The sequence below is a fragment of the bacterium genome (genome assembly GCA_035559435.1).
GTDB lineage: Bacteria > Zixibacteria > MSB-5A5 > WJJR01 > WJJR01 > JACQFV01.
The window spans coordinates 1-18,768 of sequence record DATMBC010000056.1; the positions used below are offsets into that span (position 1 = coordinate 1).

12 protein-coding genes are annotated in these 18,768 nt (G+C 64.1%); 10 read left to right on the plus strand and 2 right to left on the minus strand.

The features are described 5' to 3' along the window. The 9 genes from VNN55_06815 to VNN55_06855 all read left to right on the plus strand — a co-directional run. On the plus strand, positions 1-579 hold a 579-nt coding region (locus tag VNN55_06815; protein HWO57260.1), incomplete at its 5' end, for a tail fiber domain-containing protein. Positions 580-632: 53 nt separating this feature from the next. Continuing rightward, positions 633-2,576: a tail fiber domain-containing protein gene (locus tag VNN55_06820; protein HWO57261.1), complete on the plus strand. Its 1,944-nt coding sequence runs from the start codon at positions 633-635 to the stop codon at positions 2,574-2,576. Between the two features lie 357 nt (positions 2,577-2,933). Continuing rightward, entirely contained in the window at positions 2,934-3,506 is a 573-nt protein-coding gene (locus tag VNN55_06825) for a YfiR family protein (protein ID HWO57262.1), read from the plus strand. Positions 3,507-3,510: 4 nt separating this feature from the next. Next, on the plus strand, positions 3,511-3,702 hold the full coding sequence (locus VNN55_06830) for a hypothetical protein (protein ID HWO57263.1): 192 nt from the start codon (positions 3,511-3,513) through the stop codon (positions 3,700-3,702). 48 nt (positions 3,703-3,750) lie between these two features. Beyond that, positions 3,751-5,925 carry an ATP-binding protein gene (locus tag VNN55_06835; protein ID HWO57264.1) on the plus strand — a complete coding sequence of 725 codons (2,175 nt, stop codon included), beginning with the start codon at positions 3,751-3,753 and terminating at the stop codon, positions 5,923-5,925. 243 nt (positions 5,926-6,168) lie between these two features. Continuing rightward, positions 6,169-8,886 (plus strand): pitrilysin family protein, encoded by a 2,718-nt coding sequence (locus VNN55_06840; GenBank protein HWO57265.1) that lies wholly within the window; start codon positions 6,169-6,171, stop codon positions 8,884-8,886. Positions 8,887-9,044: 158 nt separating this feature from the next. Beyond that, entirely contained in the window at positions 9,045-11,843 is a 2,799-nt protein-coding gene (locus tag VNN55_06845) for a M14 metallopeptidase family protein (protein HWO57266.1), read from the plus strand. A gap of 136 nt (positions 11,844-11,979) precedes the next feature. Continuing rightward, positions 11,980-13,194, plus strand: coding sequence for a GNAT family N-acetyltransferase (locus tag VNN55_06850; protein HWO57267.1), 1,215 nt, complete (start codon positions 11,980-11,982; stop codon positions 13,192-13,194). Positions 13,195-13,372: 178 nt separating this feature from the next. Then, positions 13,373-14,524 carry an ABC transporter substrate-binding protein gene (locus VNN55_06855; GenBank protein ID HWO57268.1) on the plus strand — a complete coding sequence of 384 codons (1,152 nt, stop codon included), beginning with the start codon at positions 13,373-13,375 and terminating at the stop codon, positions 14,522-14,524. 85 nt (positions 14,525-14,609) lie between these two features. Here VNN55_06855 and VNN55_06860 read toward each other — a convergent pair whose 3' ends face one another. Continuing rightward, on the minus strand, positions 14,610-15,869 hold the full coding sequence (locus VNN55_06860; protein ID HWO57269.1) for an aminoacetone oxidase family FAD-binding enzyme: 1,260 nt from the start codon (positions 15,867-15,869) through the stop codon (positions 14,610-14,612). A gap of 273 nt (positions 15,870-16,142) precedes the next feature. Then, the gene (locus tag VNN55_06865) at positions 16,143-17,786 is read right to left on the minus strand and encodes a carboxypeptidase regulatory-like domain-containing protein (GenBank protein ID HWO57270.1); all 1,644 of its coding nucleotides are present in this window, start codon (positions 17,784-17,786) and stop codon (positions 16,143-16,145) included. Between the two features lie 198 nt (positions 17,787-17,984). On the opposite strand from VNN55_06865, the gene VNN55_06870 reads away from it, so the two are divergent. Next, complete coding sequence (locus tag VNN55_06870; GenBank protein HWO57271.1) at positions 17,985-18,629, plus strand: tetratricopeptide repeat protein; 645 nt, start codon at positions 17,985-17,987, stop codon at positions 18,627-18,629. Positions 18,630-18,768: the final 139 nt, after the last annotated feature.

The window sequence follows — 18,768 nt, forward strand, 5'->3', positions numbered from 1 at the left end:
GGCGATTTAAACCGCGCCACCGGTGACTGGGCCTGTATTCCCGGCGGCGGCTCGAACGCCGCCGCGGGCCAGTTCGCCTTCGCCGCGGGACGTCAGGCCAAAGCCAATCACAGCGGCGCCTATGTCTGGTCCGACAACAACCCCTTCGACTTCGTCTCGCTGGCCAATAACAGTTTCTCGGCGCGCTGCCTCGGCGGCGCGCGCTTCGTGACCGCCATCAGCGCCGGCGGTGCCCCCACACAGGGCGTGACGCTTGCCGCCGGCGGCGGATCGTGGGCGAGTATCTGCGACAGCGCCGTCAAGGAGAACATCCGCGACGTCGACGGCGCCGAAATCCTCCGCCAACTCGCCGCCCTGCGCATCGCCGAGTGGAATTACATCGCCCAGGATGACAGCGTCCGCCACCTCGGACCCATGGCGCAGGACTTCCGACGCGCCTTCGGACTTGGTGAGGACGATCGCCACATCACCCAGGTCGACGCCGATGGCGTCGCGCTGGCCGCCATTCAGGAACTCATCCGCCGCATCGAATCGCTGGAAGGCGAGCTGGCGCGGCTACGCGCACGGAATGGCGATTGATGAATTCGGAGTGTTTGCTTGCTCATATCAGGGCGGATTGATAGGAGGTCCCGATGCGATTCACCATCCGATTGACACCCATTGCGCTCTTGCTGTTGCCGTTACTGGCGCATGCCGCCGTGCCCGCCAGCATCACCGTGCAGGGCAAACTGACCGATCTGTCCGGCAGTCCGCTGCCGGCCGGATCGAAGAACTTCACCTTCAAGGTTTTCGATGCCCCCACGCTCGGCAACGAAATCTGGCCCAACGGGGCCGGGGAGAATCAGACGCTGACCAGCGACGCCGCCGGTCTCTGGATCGGACTGCTCGGCGCGGCGGTCCCGCTGACCGATGCGGTCTTCAGCGACACGGTTCGCTGGCTGGAGATCACGGTCGATGGCACGACGCTGCCGCGGGTGCGACTGGTAACGGGCCCATACGCGCATCGTGTATCAACGGTTGATGGCGCCACTGGCGGCACGATCACCACGCAATTGGCCATCGGCCCCGGGCACACCAACACCGGCCAGCAGGGATTCTGCGCCGGCGCCGACAATTTCGCGCGCGGCGCTTACTCGTCGGCAACCGGCGGCAAAGACAATATCGCCTTTTCCGACTCCGCGCATGTCGGTGGAGGAGGCGGCAACACGGCGTACGGTCTGCGCGCGACCGTCGGCGGCGGCGCCAACAATGAGACCGGCAGCGACCGGGCCACCGTGGCTGGCGGGCGCGGTAACAAAGCGCTTGGCCTCTCGTCGACGGTCGGGGGCGGTTACAGCAACATCGCCAGCGGCACCGATGCCACCGTCGGCGGCGGCACCCTCGATTCGGCATCGGGACCCGGGGCAACGGTTGCTGGCGGCAATTCCAACAAAGCCACCGGGCCCTTCAACACCATCGGCGGCGGCGCTCTCAACCGCACGTCGGGCGCGTCAGTAACCATCGCCGGCGGATTCCAAAATCTGGCGACATCCGATGATGCGACGATCGGCGGCGGTTATGACAATCAGGCCACCGGCTATCGCTCGACCATCCCCGGCGGCACCGCCAACATCGCCGGCGGCGCCAATTCCTTCGCCTGCGGTGTCAATGCCTGGGCTTCGGGCGATCAGTCCTTTGTCTGGAATGATGATCCTGTCGGCGCGCTCCAATCGCTCGCCCCACGACACTTCATCGTCGGTTGTCAGGGACGCATCGGACTGGGCACCAACTCTCCGGAGGGATACCTGCATGTTTTCGATGGCAGCGCCGGAGCGGTCACGGCCAGTCCGAATTCCATTTCGGTTTTCGAACGCGACAGCGTGGGTTACCTCTCGATTCTGACCCCTCCCAACACCGAACAGGGAATCCTCTTCGGCCATCCCGGCAGCGTGGCCGATGGCGGGCTCATCTATGCCTCCGGTTCGGTGCGCGCCCTCCAGTTCCGCACGACCGGCAACGCCACGCGCATGACGCTTGATCACGACCCCATAGGCATTGGCTCGCGCCTGTCGCTCACCGGACCGGCGGGCACTGTCTCGACCCTCGTGTTCAAACACGCCACCGGAACCGACATGGCGGCGATCGATTTCGATGAACCGTCGTTTCCCGACCAACTGCTGATCGCCGTCCTCGGCGCGGTCAAATTGAAAGTGGCGGTCGGTCAGGTGTCGGTCTTGACCAATCTCGACGTGACTGGTAATGTCTGCGCCAACAACATCGCCTGTCCTTCCGACGCGCGTTTGAAGCGGGACATCCGCCCGTTGCATGGCGCCCTGAATTCCCTGAAGCACCTGGACGCCGTGCGCTACCGCTGGCGCGAAGACGTCGTCGAGGCGCGCCACTGGTCCGATGGTGAGCAGATCGGGCTCTTGGCCCAGCAAGTTCAAGACGTTGCGCCGCAGGCCGTCGTCGAGATGTCCGATGGCCACCTCGCCGTCGATTATGCCCGGCTCGTGCCCCTGCTCATCGAGGGCATGAAGGAACAGCAACGTCAGATCGAAGAGTTGAAAGCCCGGTTGGACAATCGCGAGAAGTAGGCCCGGGGCGCCGCCTGTCGGTCGACGAGGCGGCAATGCGATCCTGAGCTCAGCAAAGCACCTGCACTTTCACGGGGCAAGGGGCTGGAAACCCCGTGCAGCATCGTGTACGCGTCGCTCACCGATACACCTTTCGCGCGTCTCATTCACCATTGCCGTGAACAACATCTTTGATGCCGAATATCAAACGCCGGGCGGACTGGAGCATCGTCAGCCGGCGATCACACAGAACGGGCGCAACGTCCTCGCCCGGTTGCGGTTGACGTTGTAGCCCCGACGATGACGACGAAGACGCGACATGATCGGTGCCACGCGGGGCGGGCAGACAGACGCGCGCCGTCGTGTCGGTGGCCCGTGGTGCCGCTGGTTGCCATTGCCTTCTTGCTCGTTCTTACAGCGCAGATCGCACAGCCGCAGGACATGCCGCTGCCGGCCGAGGTTCAACTGCCGCTCTTGCTTAAAATCCTCAGCGCCGATCGTCGCCTGCAGGATCGCGCCGGTGACGAACTGGTCATCGGCGTCTTGTATCAACCGCGTTACCGCGCATCGGTCACGGCGATGGAGGCGATTCTGGAACAGGCGGCCAAACTCATCGTCCCGCCGCGTCCCGGTCAGACGACGCGTCTGGTTCCCGTGCCGTTGAATGGGAAGCCCGATTGGGACTCGCTTCTGTCCGCGCTCGACCTCGATGTCTGCTACCTGACACCATTCCGCGCTCTCGGGTTGGAGCAGTTGTTGCGCGCGACGCGCGCGCGCGGCGTCGTCACCTGCACCGGCGTACTTGAGTACATTGAGGCCGGCGTTTCGATCGGTCTCGATGTCAGCGGCGGGAGACCCCAGATCGTGATCAATATGGCGGGTGCGCGCGCGGAAGGGATTGAATTCTCTTCGCAACTGCTGAAACTCGCACGCATCGTGGACAAGGAATAACATCATGAAACGACTCCGGGCCGTCTTCCGCATCGCCTCAGAGATCAGCATCCGGTCCAAGCTGGTCATCGCGCTGTCCGCGCTGATCGGGGTGATCGCATTGTTCGTCTATGTCTACCTCCCGGCGCGTCTGGAAGTCCAGGCCACCGAGGCCCTGATCGCACGCGCACACGGCGTGGCCGCTATGACCGCCTAGAGCGCCGGGGCCGCGTTGTACTTCGAAGACCGCGAGGCCTGCCAGGAAGTGGCCAGCGGCGCCCGGCGCGATTCGACGGTCGATTACGTCGTTATTGTCGATTCCAGCGGAGAACCGTTCGCCGACGTCCGGCTGGCCCAAGCGCGGCTACTGGGCTACCGTGAAGTTGCCGGCATCGGCGCGTTCACCGCGAACAAGTCGCACTATCGCACAATGACGCCCATCGAATTCAATGGACAACGCATCGGCGATCTGTATATGGGATTCGACGGCCGGCAGCTGAACGATCTCGTCTCCGCCAGCCGCGGCGCCATGGGCATGATCAGTATAGTGATCTTCCTCGGCGGCTTAACCGTCGTCTATGCTATCAGCACATTGATCACCGTTCCGCTGGATCGCATCGTGGCGGCGGCCGAGCAGATCGCCCGCGGCGATCTCTCCGTGCGCGCCGACACCCGCACCCGCGACGAACTGGGGCGGCTGGCCGGCGCGTTCAATAACATGGTCGAGAGCCTTCAGGACGCGCAACGGGAACTCCATGACTACAACCGCCACCTGGAAGAACGCGTCGAAGACCGCACGCAGGCCTTGAAATGCGAAATCGTCGAGCGCGAGCGCGCCGAGGTCGAACTCGAACGCCAGCATGCCTTCCTCCGGCAGATCATCGACATCGATCCCAACCTGATCTTCGTCAAGGACCGCGAGGGACGATTCGTGCTGGTCAACAAGGCCATGGCCGACGTCTATGGCGCCACCGTCGAGGATCTGGTCGGCAAAACCGACGCCGATTTCAATGCGAATGAGGAAGAGGTCGGGGCGTTTCGCCGCGATGATGCGTTCGTCATGGAGACCCTGCAGGAACGGTTCGTGTCCGAGGAGGTCGTGACTGACTCCCATGGGCGCCGTCGGTGGCTGCAGATCATCAAGCGCCCGCTGGTGTCTTCCGACGGCCGCGCTCACCGGCTCCTCGGCGTGGCCACCGATATCACCAGGCGCAAAGAGGCTGAGGAGGCCCTGCGCGCCAGTGAAGAGCAATTGCGCCAGGCCCTCAAGATGGAGGCGATCGGACGGCTCGCCGGCGGCGTCGCGCACGACTTCAACAATATCCTCGCGGTCATCATGGGGCGCAGCGAGTTGCTCCTGGCCATGGTCGATCCGCAAAGCCCGCTCATCGAACCGGTGCGCGAGATCGACGCTGCCGCCCTCCGCGCCTCGGCGCTCACGCGGCAGCTGCTCGCCTTCAGCCGCCGTCAGGTCCAGGAAGCGCGTCCCCTCAGTCTGAACGCTACCGTCGAGAGCATGAAGAAAATGCTGCAACGACTCATCGGTGAAGACATCGAGTTCGTCACCGAACTGGACCCCGCCGCCGGTCCCGTCTTCGCCGACCCCGGCCAGATTGAACAGGTCCTCATGAACCTGGTCGTCAACGCGCGCGACGCCATGCCTGCCGGCGGGCGGCTGCTGATTCGCACCGGCAACAGAACCGTGGCCGCGTCCGGTTCCGCCAATGCCTCCGGCATATCAGCGGGGGACTATGTGTGGCTGGAAGTCGCAGATACCGGCATCGGGATGGACGAAGCCACTCGCAGTCACGTGTTCGAGCCGTTTTTTACCACCAAAGGTTACGGCAAGGGGACCGGTCTGGGACTCTCCACCGTGTATGGCATTGTCAAGCAAAGCGGCGGGCACATTGAGATTGAAAGCCAGCCGGGCCGCGGCACCTCGTTTGTCATCCTGCTGCCGCGCAGCCAACACCTGCTTGAACAAGCCCCGAACGAGATGGAGCCGCGGCGTGTCGCCCGCGCGGGACAGGGCCAGACGGTGCTGATCGTCGAAGATGAAGACGGTGTTCGCGAGCTCGTTAAGCAGACGTTGGCCATGTCCGGTTACGCGGTCCTGTCGGCCGCCAACGGCGCGGAGGCCATCGATCTGGCCCGACGGCATAACAGCGCGATCGAATTGGTGATCACCGACGTCATCATGCCGGGCCTCAATGGTCCGGACGTCGTTGACCGATTGCTCCTCGACCGACCGGACATTCGCGTCATCTACATGTCCGGCTACGCGGACATCGACATTGTCAGCGAAAAGATTCTCGGGGCCGGCCACACCCTGCTGCAAAAGCCATTTCGATTGGACGCACTCTGTGCCTTGGTGGCCGAAACACTCGGCCATGATCAACCGCCGGGGTTCGCCGAGGCCCCCCAAAAAACCCGCGCATAACGCGAAACTTCCGCAGGCGAGTCTCGTCTAACTGCCAGGCGTGTGACACACGCTTCATAAACTATTACATCACAAGTCGTGCTGTATCCGTTGATACGCATCAGGATACGGCCCATCGCCTCGCCGATCGCTTCAATCTGCCTCTGGCGGATGATGACCGCTTTTGGCTATCCTTCTGCTCTGTCCTGCGCATCGAGTGACAATTTGTTTATGATCAATAACCAATCACCAAAAGGAGTCCGCATGAAGTCCGCTCGTTGGGCGCTCGCCTTGGCCCTGCTGATCGCCTTCGCGACACCGGCCCTCTCGGCCGACTTGCCGCCGATCAACCACGAGAAGTATGAACTCCCCAACGGTCTGGATGTCATCCTGCATGTCGACAAGACCATCCCGACCGTCACCGTCAACATCTGGTACCATGTCGGTTCCAAGAACGAAGAGAAGGGGCGCACCGGCTTTGCCCACCTCTTCGAGCACATGATGTTCCAGGGCTCCCAGCACCACGACACCGACTATTTCGCCCCGCTGGAGAAAGTCGGCGGCGAGGTCAACGGTTCCACCACCGAGGATCGCACCAACTACTATGAGACCGTGCCGAGCAACTACCTCGAGCTCGCCCTTTGGCTCGAAGCCGACCGCATGGGCTACCTCCTGCCGGCCATGACCCAGGAGCGTCTCGACAACCAGCGCGATGTGGTCAAAAACGAGCGCCGTCAGGGCGTCGACAATCAGCCCTACGGTCGTGTCTGGGAAAACCTCGGCTGGCTCATGTATCCCGAGGAGCATCCCTACAACTGGCCGGTCATCGGCTACATGGAAGACCTCTCGGCGGCCTCGCTGGAGGACGTGCAGAATTTCTTCAAGCTCTACTACGCCCCCAACAACGCCTCGCTCTGCGTGACCGGCGACTTCGATCCGGCCGAGGCCAAGACCCTGATCGAAAAGTATTTTGCCCCACTCCCGGCCGGGCAGCCGATCATGCGCAAGGAGGCGTGGATTCCCGAGCTCGACGGCATCCGCCGCGGCCAGATGGAAGACGCCGTCTCGCTGGCGCGCGTCTACTACGCGTTCCCGAGCCCCGGCTACTACACTCCGGGCGATGCCGAACTCGACATTCTCGCCAATGCGCTCACCAACGGCAAGACCTCGCGCCTCTACAAGTCGCTGGTCTACGACAAGCAGATCGCGCAGGATGTCGCCGCCTTCCAGTCCTCCTCGGAGCTGTGCGGCAATTTCATCATTCAGGCCACCGCGCGCGAGGGGCACACGCTCGCCGAACTCGAGGCCGCCCTCGATGCCGAATTGAGGAAGATCCTCGCCGAGGGCATCACCGCCACGGAACTGGCCAACACCCAGGCGCAGTTGGAGGCGGGCTTCGTCCGCTCGCTCGAAGATCTCGGACGCCGCGCCGACAAGCTGAATGAATACAACGTTTTCCTCGGCGATCCCGACATGTTCCAGTGGGACCTCGACCGTTACCAGAAGGCCACCGTCGCCGGCGTCAACGCCGCCGCCAGGCGCTGGATCGATCTCGACCGCCGCGTGATCTTCCATGTCCTCCCGCAGGGCACCTATGTCGCCGCCGAGGACAAAGTCGACCGCACCGTCAAGCCGACCGCCGCGGCCGATCCGCAGTTCACGCCGCCGACGATCCAGAAGGACAAACTCTCCAACGGCGTCGAAGTCTGGCTGGTGCAGGACGATAAACTTCCGCTCGTTCAGACCAACATCGTCTTCAAGGGTGGCTGGGCGCTCGAACCGGCCGGCAAGGCCGCCGTCGGCTCGATGACCTCCGACATGATGGACGAGGGCACCAGGACACGCACCGCCCTGCAGATTTCCGAGGAGGCCAAAAGCATCGGCGCCAACCTCGGCACCGGCTCGTCGTTCGACAACATGAGCGTGTCGCTCAACGTGCTGAAGAAGTACCTCGACCGCGGCTACGCGCTCATGGCCGACATCCTGATGAATCCCACCTTCCCGCAGGAAGAGCTCGACCGGCAGAAGAAGATGTACATGGGACGCATCGCGCAGGAAAGCAAGCAGCCGAACACCGTGGTGCAGAAGACCTTCCTCCGGACGCTCTATGGCGCCGATCACCCGTATGGACGCCCCTTCACCGGTTCCGGCACCGAGGCCTCGATCAACGCTATCACCCGTGATGACTTGATCGCCTTCCATCAGGCCAACTATGTGCCGTCCAACGCCGCCATCGCGGTGGCCGGCAACATCACCATGGCCGAAGCCAAGGCCGCCCTCGAGAAGGCCTTCAAGGGCTGGACCTCGACCGCGCCCGCCCCGGTGGTCAACATCCCCGACCCGGCTCCGATCACCAAGACCCAGGTCGTGATTGTCGACAAGCCCGGCGCGCCGCAGAGCGCGATCATGGTCGGCCACGCCGGCATCAAGCGCTCCGATCCCGACTACATGCCGATTCGCGTCATGATGAACGTGCTCGGCTCGCAGTTCACCAGCCGCATCAACATGAACCTGCGCGAGGCCAAGGGCTACACCTACGGCGCCTTCGGCAACTTCGCGCCGCGCCGCGGCACCGGCCCCTTCCTGGCCACCGCCCAGGTCCAGACCCAGAACACCAAGGAAGCCGTCTTTGAATTCGTCAAGGAACTGCGTGACATCATCTCCACCCGCCCCGTCACCGCCGAGGAGCTCGAGGACGCCAAGAACGATCTGATCAAGTCGTTCCCCAGCGGGTTCGAATCGATCGGCGCCGTGGCCGGCGGCATGAGCACGATGTTCGCCTATGACCTGCCTCTCGATGAGTGGCAGACCTTCGCCGCGCGTGTCAACGCCGTCGATCTGGCCGCCGCCAACCGCGCCGCGACCAATCACATCAATCCCGACGCGCTCCTGATCGTGATCGTCGGCGATCGCGCCAAAATCGAAGAAGGCATCAAGTCGCTCAATCTCGGCGATGTGGCCTTCGTCTCGGCCGAGGAGTAGCAGGCACAAACGCGCGCTGCCAACGGGCGACTCCTCACCGGAGCCGCCCGTTGTTGTTCGCCCCGGACGTTCCGGCGTCAACAATTGATTGAATCGTCTCCGGCCACCGCCGATATTGCGCCCCACGCTGGAACGCGGACCACGTTGAGGAGAGTCAGATGAACATCGCCGTACGTTTTGTCGTCGCCGTCACCGCGACGGTCGCCGTCACCGCCACTGCCCTCGCGGCCCCGCCGCTTCTGAACAACGGCAACGTCGCCGATCACTTCGCCCGGATCGCCTACGATCCCGCCGTCCCGACCCCGCAGTCGGTGCTCGGCTATCCGCTCGGTTCGCGTCCGGCCCGCTACGAGGAAGTCATCCGGTACCTGCGAACGCTCGATGAGTTCTCGCCGCGCGCCGAATTGCTCGAGACCGGGCAGACGCACGAGGGACGGCCGCTCTACTGCATGATCATCGGTTCGCAGACAAACTTCGACAACCGCGAAAAGATTCGCGCCGATCTCGCCGCGCTGGCCAATCCCTCGTCCGATGGCGTCGTGCCCAGCCGCGAGGCCATCCTCGCCGCGACGCCGGCGGCCGTCTGGCTGGGTTACTCCATCCACGGCGATGAAATCTCCGGCGTCGATGCCTGTCTCTGGGTCGCCTATCATCTGCTGGCCGCGCGGGATCCCGAAACGAAGATGATCCTCGACAGCGTGCTGGTCCTGATCGATCCCAGCCAGAATCCCGACGGCCGCGAGCGCTTCCTCGCGCAGATCTTCGCCTGGAACGGACGGGTCCCCTCCACACGCGCCGGCGATCTGCAGCACGGCGGCTTCTGGCCGTGGGGACGCGGCAATCACTACCTCTTCGATCTCAACCGCGACTGGCTGCCGTTGGTCCATCCGGAGACCAGGGCGCGTGTCAATGTCCTCAATCAGTGGAACCCGCAGGTGGTGGTCGATGCCCACGAAATGGGCTCCTATTCCACCTATCTCTTCTCGCCCGGCCGCGAACCGCTCAATCACAACATCACGCCCGAGTTGTTGCGCTGGTGGGATGTCTTCGCCGCCGACCAGGGCGCCGAGTTCGACAAGCGCGGCTGGAGTTATTACACCGGCGACTGGCATGAGGAATGGTATCCCGGATATGGCTCCGCCTGGTGTCTTTTTACCGGCGCGCTGGGCATCCTCTACGAACAGGCCGGCGCCGAAGGATCATCGGTCAAACGCCCCGATGGCTCGGTGCATGACTACCCGCGCGCCGTGGCGCAACAGGCGGTCAGTTCCTTCGCCAATCTGGCCACCACCGCGAAGAACCGCCGCGCGCTGTTGACCGACTTCGCCAACTTCCACCGCGATGGCGCCCTCGGACGCGCCCGCGAGGGACTGCGCGGCGCCTACCTGTTCGCCGCCGGCAACAATCCCGGACGCGAGGCCGAATTCCTGGCCACCGTCCGGGGCCATGGCCTGCGCGTCGAGAAAGCCGCCGCCTCCTTCCAGGCCGCGGTGATCACCGCGCAGGGCGAACGCGCCAGCCGCACCTACCCCGCCGGGACCTATATCATCCCGATGAATCAGCCGCGAGCGCTGCTGGCGCATGCGCTTCTGGAGTTCGACCCGCACCTGAAAAAGTCATTCCTCGAGGAGGAACGCCGCTCGCTTGAAAAGGGAGAGGGCACGCGGATGTATGAAGTCTCGGGCTGGTCTTTGGCGCAGGCCTATGATCTCGACATTGCCTACGCCGAATCGCGCCCCGGCGTCGCCGCCGACATCGCCGAAGCGCCGGCTCCGTCGGAAGGGAAACTGCTCAACCCCGATGCGACCTACGGCTTTCTCCTTGCCGCCGGCGATGACCGCGCCATGCCGGCGCTGGTGATGATGCTCGACGCGGGCCTCAGTGTGCGCGTGGCGACCAAACCGTTCGTGCATCAGAATGTCCCCTACGAGGCCGGCACGCTCATCGCGCGCCGCGGCGAGAATGGTCCCGATCTGACCGCCAAACTCGAACCGATCGCCCGCGCCACTGGCGTGACCATCCTCGGCACTTCCAGCAATTATTCCTCCTCCGGCATCGACCTCGGCTCCGATCTCTGGGAACTATTGCGCGCGCCGCGCATCGGCCTTTTCTGGGGGCCGCAGGTCGATTTCACCAGCGCCGGCTGGCTCTGGTACGAGATCGATCAGCGGCTGGGCGTCATCCATTCGCTCCTCGACATCAATGCGCTGGATTCGTATGACCTGTCGGCCTACAACGTGCTCATCATTCCCAACACCTGGGGCAATCCGAAGGAGGCCCTCGGCGAGCAGGGGGTTGCGGCGCTCAAGAAGTGGGTGCAGGCCGGGGGCACGCTGATTGCGGTCAATGAGCCGGCGTATTTCCTCGCCGATTCCGCCGCCGGCTTCTCGCAGGCGCGCGAATACGGCCAGGTCCTCGACAAACTCGGCGACTACAAACAGGCGTTCCTCGAGGAACGCGCCGCCGCGAGCGCCACGGTTGACACCAACGCGGTCTGGCGCGGCGTGACGCCGCCGGCCTCCGCCGCCAAACCGGCCGAGAAACCCTCGTCCGAGGAACTGGCCAAACGCAACGAGAAGGCGCGCACCTTCGGCCCGCAGGGCGTCATCATGCGGCTGAACCTCAACACCGAACACTGGCTCTGCTTTGGAACCGGCGGACGCGCCAGCGCGATGATCAATTCGCGCAACGCCCTCCTGGCAAGAGATCCGGTGCAAGTCGCCGCGCGCATCGCCGGCCCCGACCAGATGCGCCTCTCCGGCCTCCTCTGGCCCGAAGCCCGCGAGCGCTGGGCCAACACCGCCTACTGCACGCGCGAATCGATGGGCAAAGGCCAGCTCATCCTCTTTGCCGATGAACCGTTCTTCCGCGCCTACTTCCACGGCACCCGCCGTCTCCTGGAAAACGCCATCCTCCTCGGCCCGGGCATCGGCGCGTCATTCCCCGCGCCCTGGTAACAGCGCGGCCGTCCGGTTTCGCCGGTGCGATCGATAATCACCCAATCCCCTCTCCCCTGAAAGGGGAGAGGGGATTTTGATTGTGGACCGGCCGCCCTCATCCCTTTCTTCCCGCACCAACCCAGCGAGGGACACCATGATCACCATCCGGCCGTTGCGCACCAAAGCGGAGCTCGAGCAGTACATGGAGCTCTGCATTTACTGCTTCTCCTTCTCACCGGAGTACACACCCTACTACGCCAACTTCATCGGCCCGCACCTCGACTGCACCATGGGCGCCTTCGACGGGCCGCGCCTGGTGGCGGCGATGTGGGGCATTCCCTTCGAGATGAATGTGATCGGCGCGCACCTGCCCATGGCGGGCATTTCGGTGGTGGCCACGCGCCCCGAGGCGCGCAACCTCGGTTTGGCCAAAAAACTGATGACCGCCTCCCACCAGCGGATGAAAAAGGAAGGCATCCCGCTGGCCGTGCTCATGCCCTTTAAGCCGGTCTTCTATGCGCGCATGGGTTACGGCGATGTGTTCTACTACCACGACTGTCAGCTCCAGCCCGGCGCCATTGCCGAACTGGAACCGCGCGGCTATCGGGTTGCGCCCGTCGACGGCAACAAGGAGTGGAAGACTTTCGACCGTCTGCACCGCCGGTACAGCGCCCGCTACTTCGGGACCGTAAACCGCGGCGAACGTTACTGGAAAATCCGCTATATGAACTCGCCCTTCGGACCGCGCTTTCACTACCTGATTCTGCGCGGGCAGGAGCCGGCGGGGTATATCATCACCCATCTCGACAAGCCCAACCCCGCCATTTCGGCCGATCTGCGCCGCGAGTCGCGGCTGACCATCATGCAGGCGGTCTGGACCGATCAGGGCTCCTTCGATGCCATCCTGCAATTCGTGCGCGCCCATCGCGACCAGCACGGCAAGATCGAGTGGTATCTGCCCACCGATGTCCCGCTCCATGACCGGCTGATGGATCAGCGGATCCCCGTCGCGCTCAAACCCAAGATGATGCTCAAGCTGGTCGACCTGAAGGCTGCGATCGAACGCCGCCCGTTCACCGCCGACCTCGACGCGGAAGTTGTGCTGCGGGTCAAAGGCGATGACACCAGCCCGTGGAACGATGGTCTCTGGCGCATCCGCTGGCGCGGGGGAGAGGCGAAGGTGACACGGACCACCGCCGGCGCCGGCAAGGCCCGGATCGATATCGCCTCGCTGGCCGTGCTCTACTCCGGCCATCGTGACGCGGCCGCGCTCGAGCGCTTGGGCCGTCTCTCCGGTCCGCGCGCGGCGTTCGAGACACTGGCGCGCGCCTTCCCCGCGCGTGTCTGCTATATCGACGATTGGTTCTAAGCCCGGGCTCCCCGCCGCAGACAGTGGCGCGTTCGGCCATGGACCGGGTGGGGTCCGATTTCGTGACATCCGGCCAGACAATCCCGCTTGCAAAAGCCCGGCTTCGCGTCGATCTTTTTAGTGAGGTCAGATAAGGAGGTCGACGATGATACGCCGCCCACAATGGATGTCTTGGTGCTTGGCGTCTTTTGCATTGCTGGTGCTGGGCGCCCCCGCGACCCTGGCCCAATCCACCGAGCCGATTGTCATCGGCGCGGTCATTTCGCTGACCGGACGCGACGCAGCCTTTGGCCAGGAATGCCTGGCCGGGCTGGATATCGCCCTGGAGGAAGCCAACGCCGAGGGCGGAATTCACAACCGCCCGGTGACCCTGCAGGTCTTCGATGACAAGTCCGATCCGATCCTCGCCGCCGAGGGGGTGCGTACGCTGGTCCGCCAGTTTTCGCCCATCGCGATAGTCGGCTCCAACACGTCCATGGTCACCAAGGCCGCCGCGGTGGCGGCGCAGAATGTTGGCGTGCCGCTGATCGTGCCCGAAGCCACCGAGCCCGACATCACCGCCATTGGCGATTGGATTTACCGCGTTTGCTTTGTCGATCCCGACATGGCGCGCGGCCTGGCCGCGTATGCCTATGCCGACCTCGGCTTACGCCGCGTCGCCATTCTGACCGAAGACAAACACGACTACACCGTCTCATTCACCCGCTGTTTCCGCGACCGCTTCATTGAACTGGGCGGCGAGATTGTTTACCAGTCCGGCTACCGTCAGGGGACCACCACCTTCGATGAGTTGCTGAAGCAGGCAGCGTCGCTGCATGCCGATGCCGTCCTGGTCTCCGGTTTCTATCCCGAGGCGGGCAGCGTGATCGCCTGCGCCAAGCGGCTGGGCGAGAACCTCACCTTCCTCGGCGGCGACGGTTGGGAATCCGATGGTCTGTTTACCGCCGCCGGCGATGCGATCACCGACCGCTCGCGGATTTTCATCGCCTCGCACTTTTCCCCCGATGTCCGCCGCGCGAAGGTGCGCGGGTTTGTCGAGGCCTTCCGCGAGAAATTCGGACGCCGTCCCAACACGTCCTCCGCTCTGGGCTTCGACGCCGGCGGGCTGGTGATGGGCGCCGCCATGCGCGCCGCCTCGCTGGATCCGGCCGGCATCAAGGCCGCGCTGGCCGATGCCCGGCATGAGGGCGTCACCGGCTACATCACCATCGGCCCCAACCGCAACCCCTCGAAGAAGGTCATCATCCTCCAGGTTGGCGATGATCAGCGGTTCGCCTATGTGCGCGCCATTTCGTCGGAAACGCTGCGCGCGCCGGAGTCGACACAGTAGCGTCCGAGGACATGCCGACGTGAAACGGGGCGGGTCTTGCGACCCGCCCCGCTTGCTGTTCTGCCTGCAAGAGTAACGCCGGTGCTCAGAACTGCGCGGCCCCGCGTCCCGCGACATACCCGCTCGACCAAGCCCATTGGAAATTGAATCCGCCGATCCGGCCGTCGACATCGAGAATCTCGCCGCAAAGGAAGAGTCCGGGGACCTTGCGCGATTGCATCGTGCGGTAATCGATCTCGTTGAGCGCGACACCGCCCGCGGTCGCTTCGGCGTGGCTGTAATCGCGCGCGCCGGTGACCTCCACCGGAAGCGCTGTCAGCAGATGCGCCGTCTCGCGACGATCGCGCGCGGCCAGTTGCGACAACCGTGGATTGGCCTCACCGGCGATCGCCGCCGCCAATCGCTCCGGGTACACCGTGGTCAGCGCCGATGCCAGATGGCGTGTCGGAAACAGATGCGTCTGCTCCAGAAGCCACGCATCGGCTTGCTCGGTTGAGTCGAATTGCGACGATCCGACAAATACGTCGAGCGCGATCTGGGGATGTTCCAGCCGCTCGCGCAGCCAGTGGCGCGATAGATTCATCGCCGCCGGCCCCGACAACCCGAAATGCGTAAACAACAGCGCGCCGGATTGAGTCACCAGGGGTCTGGCGTGTCCGCGGCGGCACAGTCTCAACGTCGCGTCGATGGCGATGCCGGAAAACTCGGCGAAGCGTCCGCCCAGGGACGGCCCGCGACGCAACACCAGGGGCGTCAGCGCCGGCGTCGTCGGCACAATCGCATGGCCCAACGCGCGCATCATCTCCAGCCCGGCGCCGTCGCTGCCCGATTTCGGCAACGCCAGTCCGCCGCAGGCCACGACCACCCGCTGCGCCACGATGCGCTGCCCGTCGGAGAGACCCAGCGCAATCCGCCCATCCTCCGGCACAATCTCCCGCACCCGTGTCCCCGTCCAGAGCGTGATTCCTAGCTGCCCGACACGCCCCAGCAGCGCGTCGAGCACCGTCTGCGCCCGGTCGGACACCGGGAAGTACTTCCCCTCCGGCTCCCGCTTCAGTTCGACTCCCAACGAAGCAAACCACCGGCGCGTCTGCTGGTCATCGAACTGCGCCAGCACATTGCGGATGATCGCGCGCGATCCACCCCAGTAGTCCTCCGGCGTCACCTGCTCGTTGGTGACATTGCAGCGCCCCCCGCCCGAGACCAGAATCTTCGCGCCCGGCTTCTTGGCCCCCTCAATGAGCAGCAATCGCCGCGTGGCGCCCGCCTCGGCCGCGCAGATCGCCGCCGCCAACCCGGCCGCTCCCGCGCCGACCACCACAATGTCCCAATGCTCATGACCCACGCTCACAACCGCAAGATAGGGGAGGGCGAGGCTTCCGCCGAGCCTGCTCTTTGGTGATCGAATGCCCGCTATCCCGAATCGACCGTCAGATAGGGGAGGGCGAGGCTTCTGCCGAGCCTGCTCTTTCTTGATTGAATGCCCGCCACCCCGAATCGGCCGCCAGATTGGGGAGGGTGAGGCTTCCGCCGAGCCTGCTCTTCATGCATCGTCGCAAAAACAAACCGGGCCCGGAACAACTCCGGGCCCGGCTGACATGGTTGATCAAACTCCCGATTACCCTTCCGACCGCTTCGTCGGATCGACGATCTGCAGCACCCGCAACCAATCCGGATTGTCGCGCAGTTTCTTCTGCATCTCCGGGGTGGCCACGTCGGTGAATCCCTTGTATTTCTTGCGCACCTGGTCATCCTCGCCGCCGCGCGCCAGGGAGATCAGCATCTGCACATACGCGTCCGCCGGCTGGTCGGACAGCTTGCGCGCCGCGTCGTACTCCTTGGCCGCGCGCTTGTAGTCCCCGGCAATGAAGCAGGCCTCCGCCAGCGCCAGGTGTGTCCGCTCCGATTTTTTCTCCAGCTTGACGGCGGTCTCGCAATCCTTGACCGCCTTGTCGTGTTCACGCAGCTGGGTGAAGTACTTCGCGCGCCGCATGTAGCCCTCCGGATCGGTCGGAGCAATCTCAATCAGATGCCCGGCGCAGGCGACCGCGTCGAGAAACCGATTGGCGTTGGCATGCATGCCGGCCGCCCGCAGCAGGTCGGCGCGCGCCGCGTCGGCGTTGCCTGCCCTGAACTGGCACCAGCCACGATACTGGAAGGCCGACGCGTTCTCCGGGTCATCCTTGAGTCCGAGACTGTATTTCTCGATGGCCGATGCGTACAGCCCGCGGTCCAGCATTTCTTTGGCCTCGGCGAAATGCGCTTTGGCGCGCTTGATCGGGTCGACCCGCGGCACCAGATCGCTTTTGGCCACCTGCAGCGTGTGCGTATTGCGCGCCTTGACCTCCACATTCTTCGAGAAGTCTTCAAACCCGTCCAACTGGATCACCACGCGGTGCTCCCCGGCGGGCATGCGCTTGATCTTCTTGGCGTCTTTGCCGTAGAGCACGCCGTCGACAAAGACCAGGTAATCATTGAAATCCGTCTCCAAACTGATGTTGCCGTAGGCCATCGCCGCCGCATCGGCGTCGGCGTTCTCCTCGGCCGCCTCGGTGGCGGGCACGCTCGCCATTTCGGTCTGGGCCGACGATCCGGCCAGCGCCATCGGCATGAGCGCAAACGCCAGTTGCGCATCACTCCGGTCGGTTCGCACCACCGAGCCCGCTTGCGGCTCGTATCCCGGCGCGACCGCCGTCAGTTTGAATTTCCCCGCATTGAGTCCATTGACCATGAACAGCCCGGCCGCATTCGTGGTCACCGTCTGGCCGCCGTCCAGAGTCACCGTCGCGTTCGAGATCACCCGTCCGGTCAAACGATCCACCACCACGCCGGTCACCGAGCCGCCCGTGGGGCCGCTGACCATCGACGCGATCCCGACTATCGCCAGCACCGACAAGACCAAGAGCCCCACCCCCTTTACAATCCACATCGGCGTGAGGACACGCTCCTTACGCACTTCGAACGGTTTATGTCCGACCACCACGACTTCGCCGGGCACGATCTTCGTGTTGAATGGAAACCGCAACGTCAGTCCCGACAAGTGCGCGATCCCGGTGGGCGGCATGACGCCGTCGGTCAGGGGTCGGCGTGTGGATGGCCCCGTCTTGGGCGTTTCCAGGTCGACCGGCTCGATCGCCGTGGTCGCCCCCTTGCCCGTCGGTCTGTTTTTGCCCGGACGCGGCAGGTCGCGCATGTGCGTCTCATCCCCCGCCTTGACGCCGGTCTGCGTGTTCATCGCCTCGGTATCGGTCGGATTGGCCATCGTACGGTCTCCGGATGGTGTGACGGCCGCTTTTGGGATCAAACGGCCCGGTTTTCTGCCCTCGTGCTTGTTATCGGCCGCCGCCGCCAAAGTCTTAAGGGCCGACAGGGCATGGATTTGTCACCGAACCGTTGACCAGAGACTCATTATCCGGTAGGATTGCGGTGATGGACGCTGACACGTCCGGAGCGGGGTGCCATGAGCGCGAAAAATGTACAGCCGACGCCAGAGGCTATTGAGCCCCAATCGTCGTCGAATCGCTATATCCTGATCGCGGCGCTGGCCTTCGCCGCGGTGGTCGCCATCTACATCATCAAGACCAACATGGAGCCGCCCAAGACCGAGCAGGTCGCCGCCACCCAGGACGCCAACAGCCGCATCCCCGATGGCATGGCCGACACCGCCGCCGCGCGCGAACAGCTCCTGCACCAGATTGAGCACATCCAGGACATCCTGAAGAAAGACTCCACCAACTTCGACGCCTGGGCGGCGCTGGGGAACATGTACTTCGACGCCAACATGCCCGAGGACGCCATCATCCACTACCGCCGCGCCCTGCAACTGCGCCCCGATGACCTGCATGTCCTGACCGACATGGCCACCATGCTGCGCGCCGTCGGGCGCTCCGACACCGCCGTGGTCGTCCTGCGCCACGTGGTCGCCATCGACTCGACGCTCTCGCAGGCCTGGTTCAATCTCGGCGTCATGCAGAGCTTCGATTTGAAGAATCACCGCGAGGCGCTTGAGGCCTGGAAGAAGTTTCTGGCCCTCTCGCCGCCCTCCGAGCACACCCAGGCGGTGCAGGAGGAAATCAAACGGCTGGAGAAGGAACTCGGCTCTTAGCCCGGCCCCTATTGCAAGCCCGCCTCCGGCGAACTCCTCACCTGCAATGACGGAGGCAGTCGGAACTCACGTCGACGATCCCTCGATTCCCGTCATTCCAAGCCAGCGCTCTTTGCCGGCTTGGAATCTTTTTTAGCAC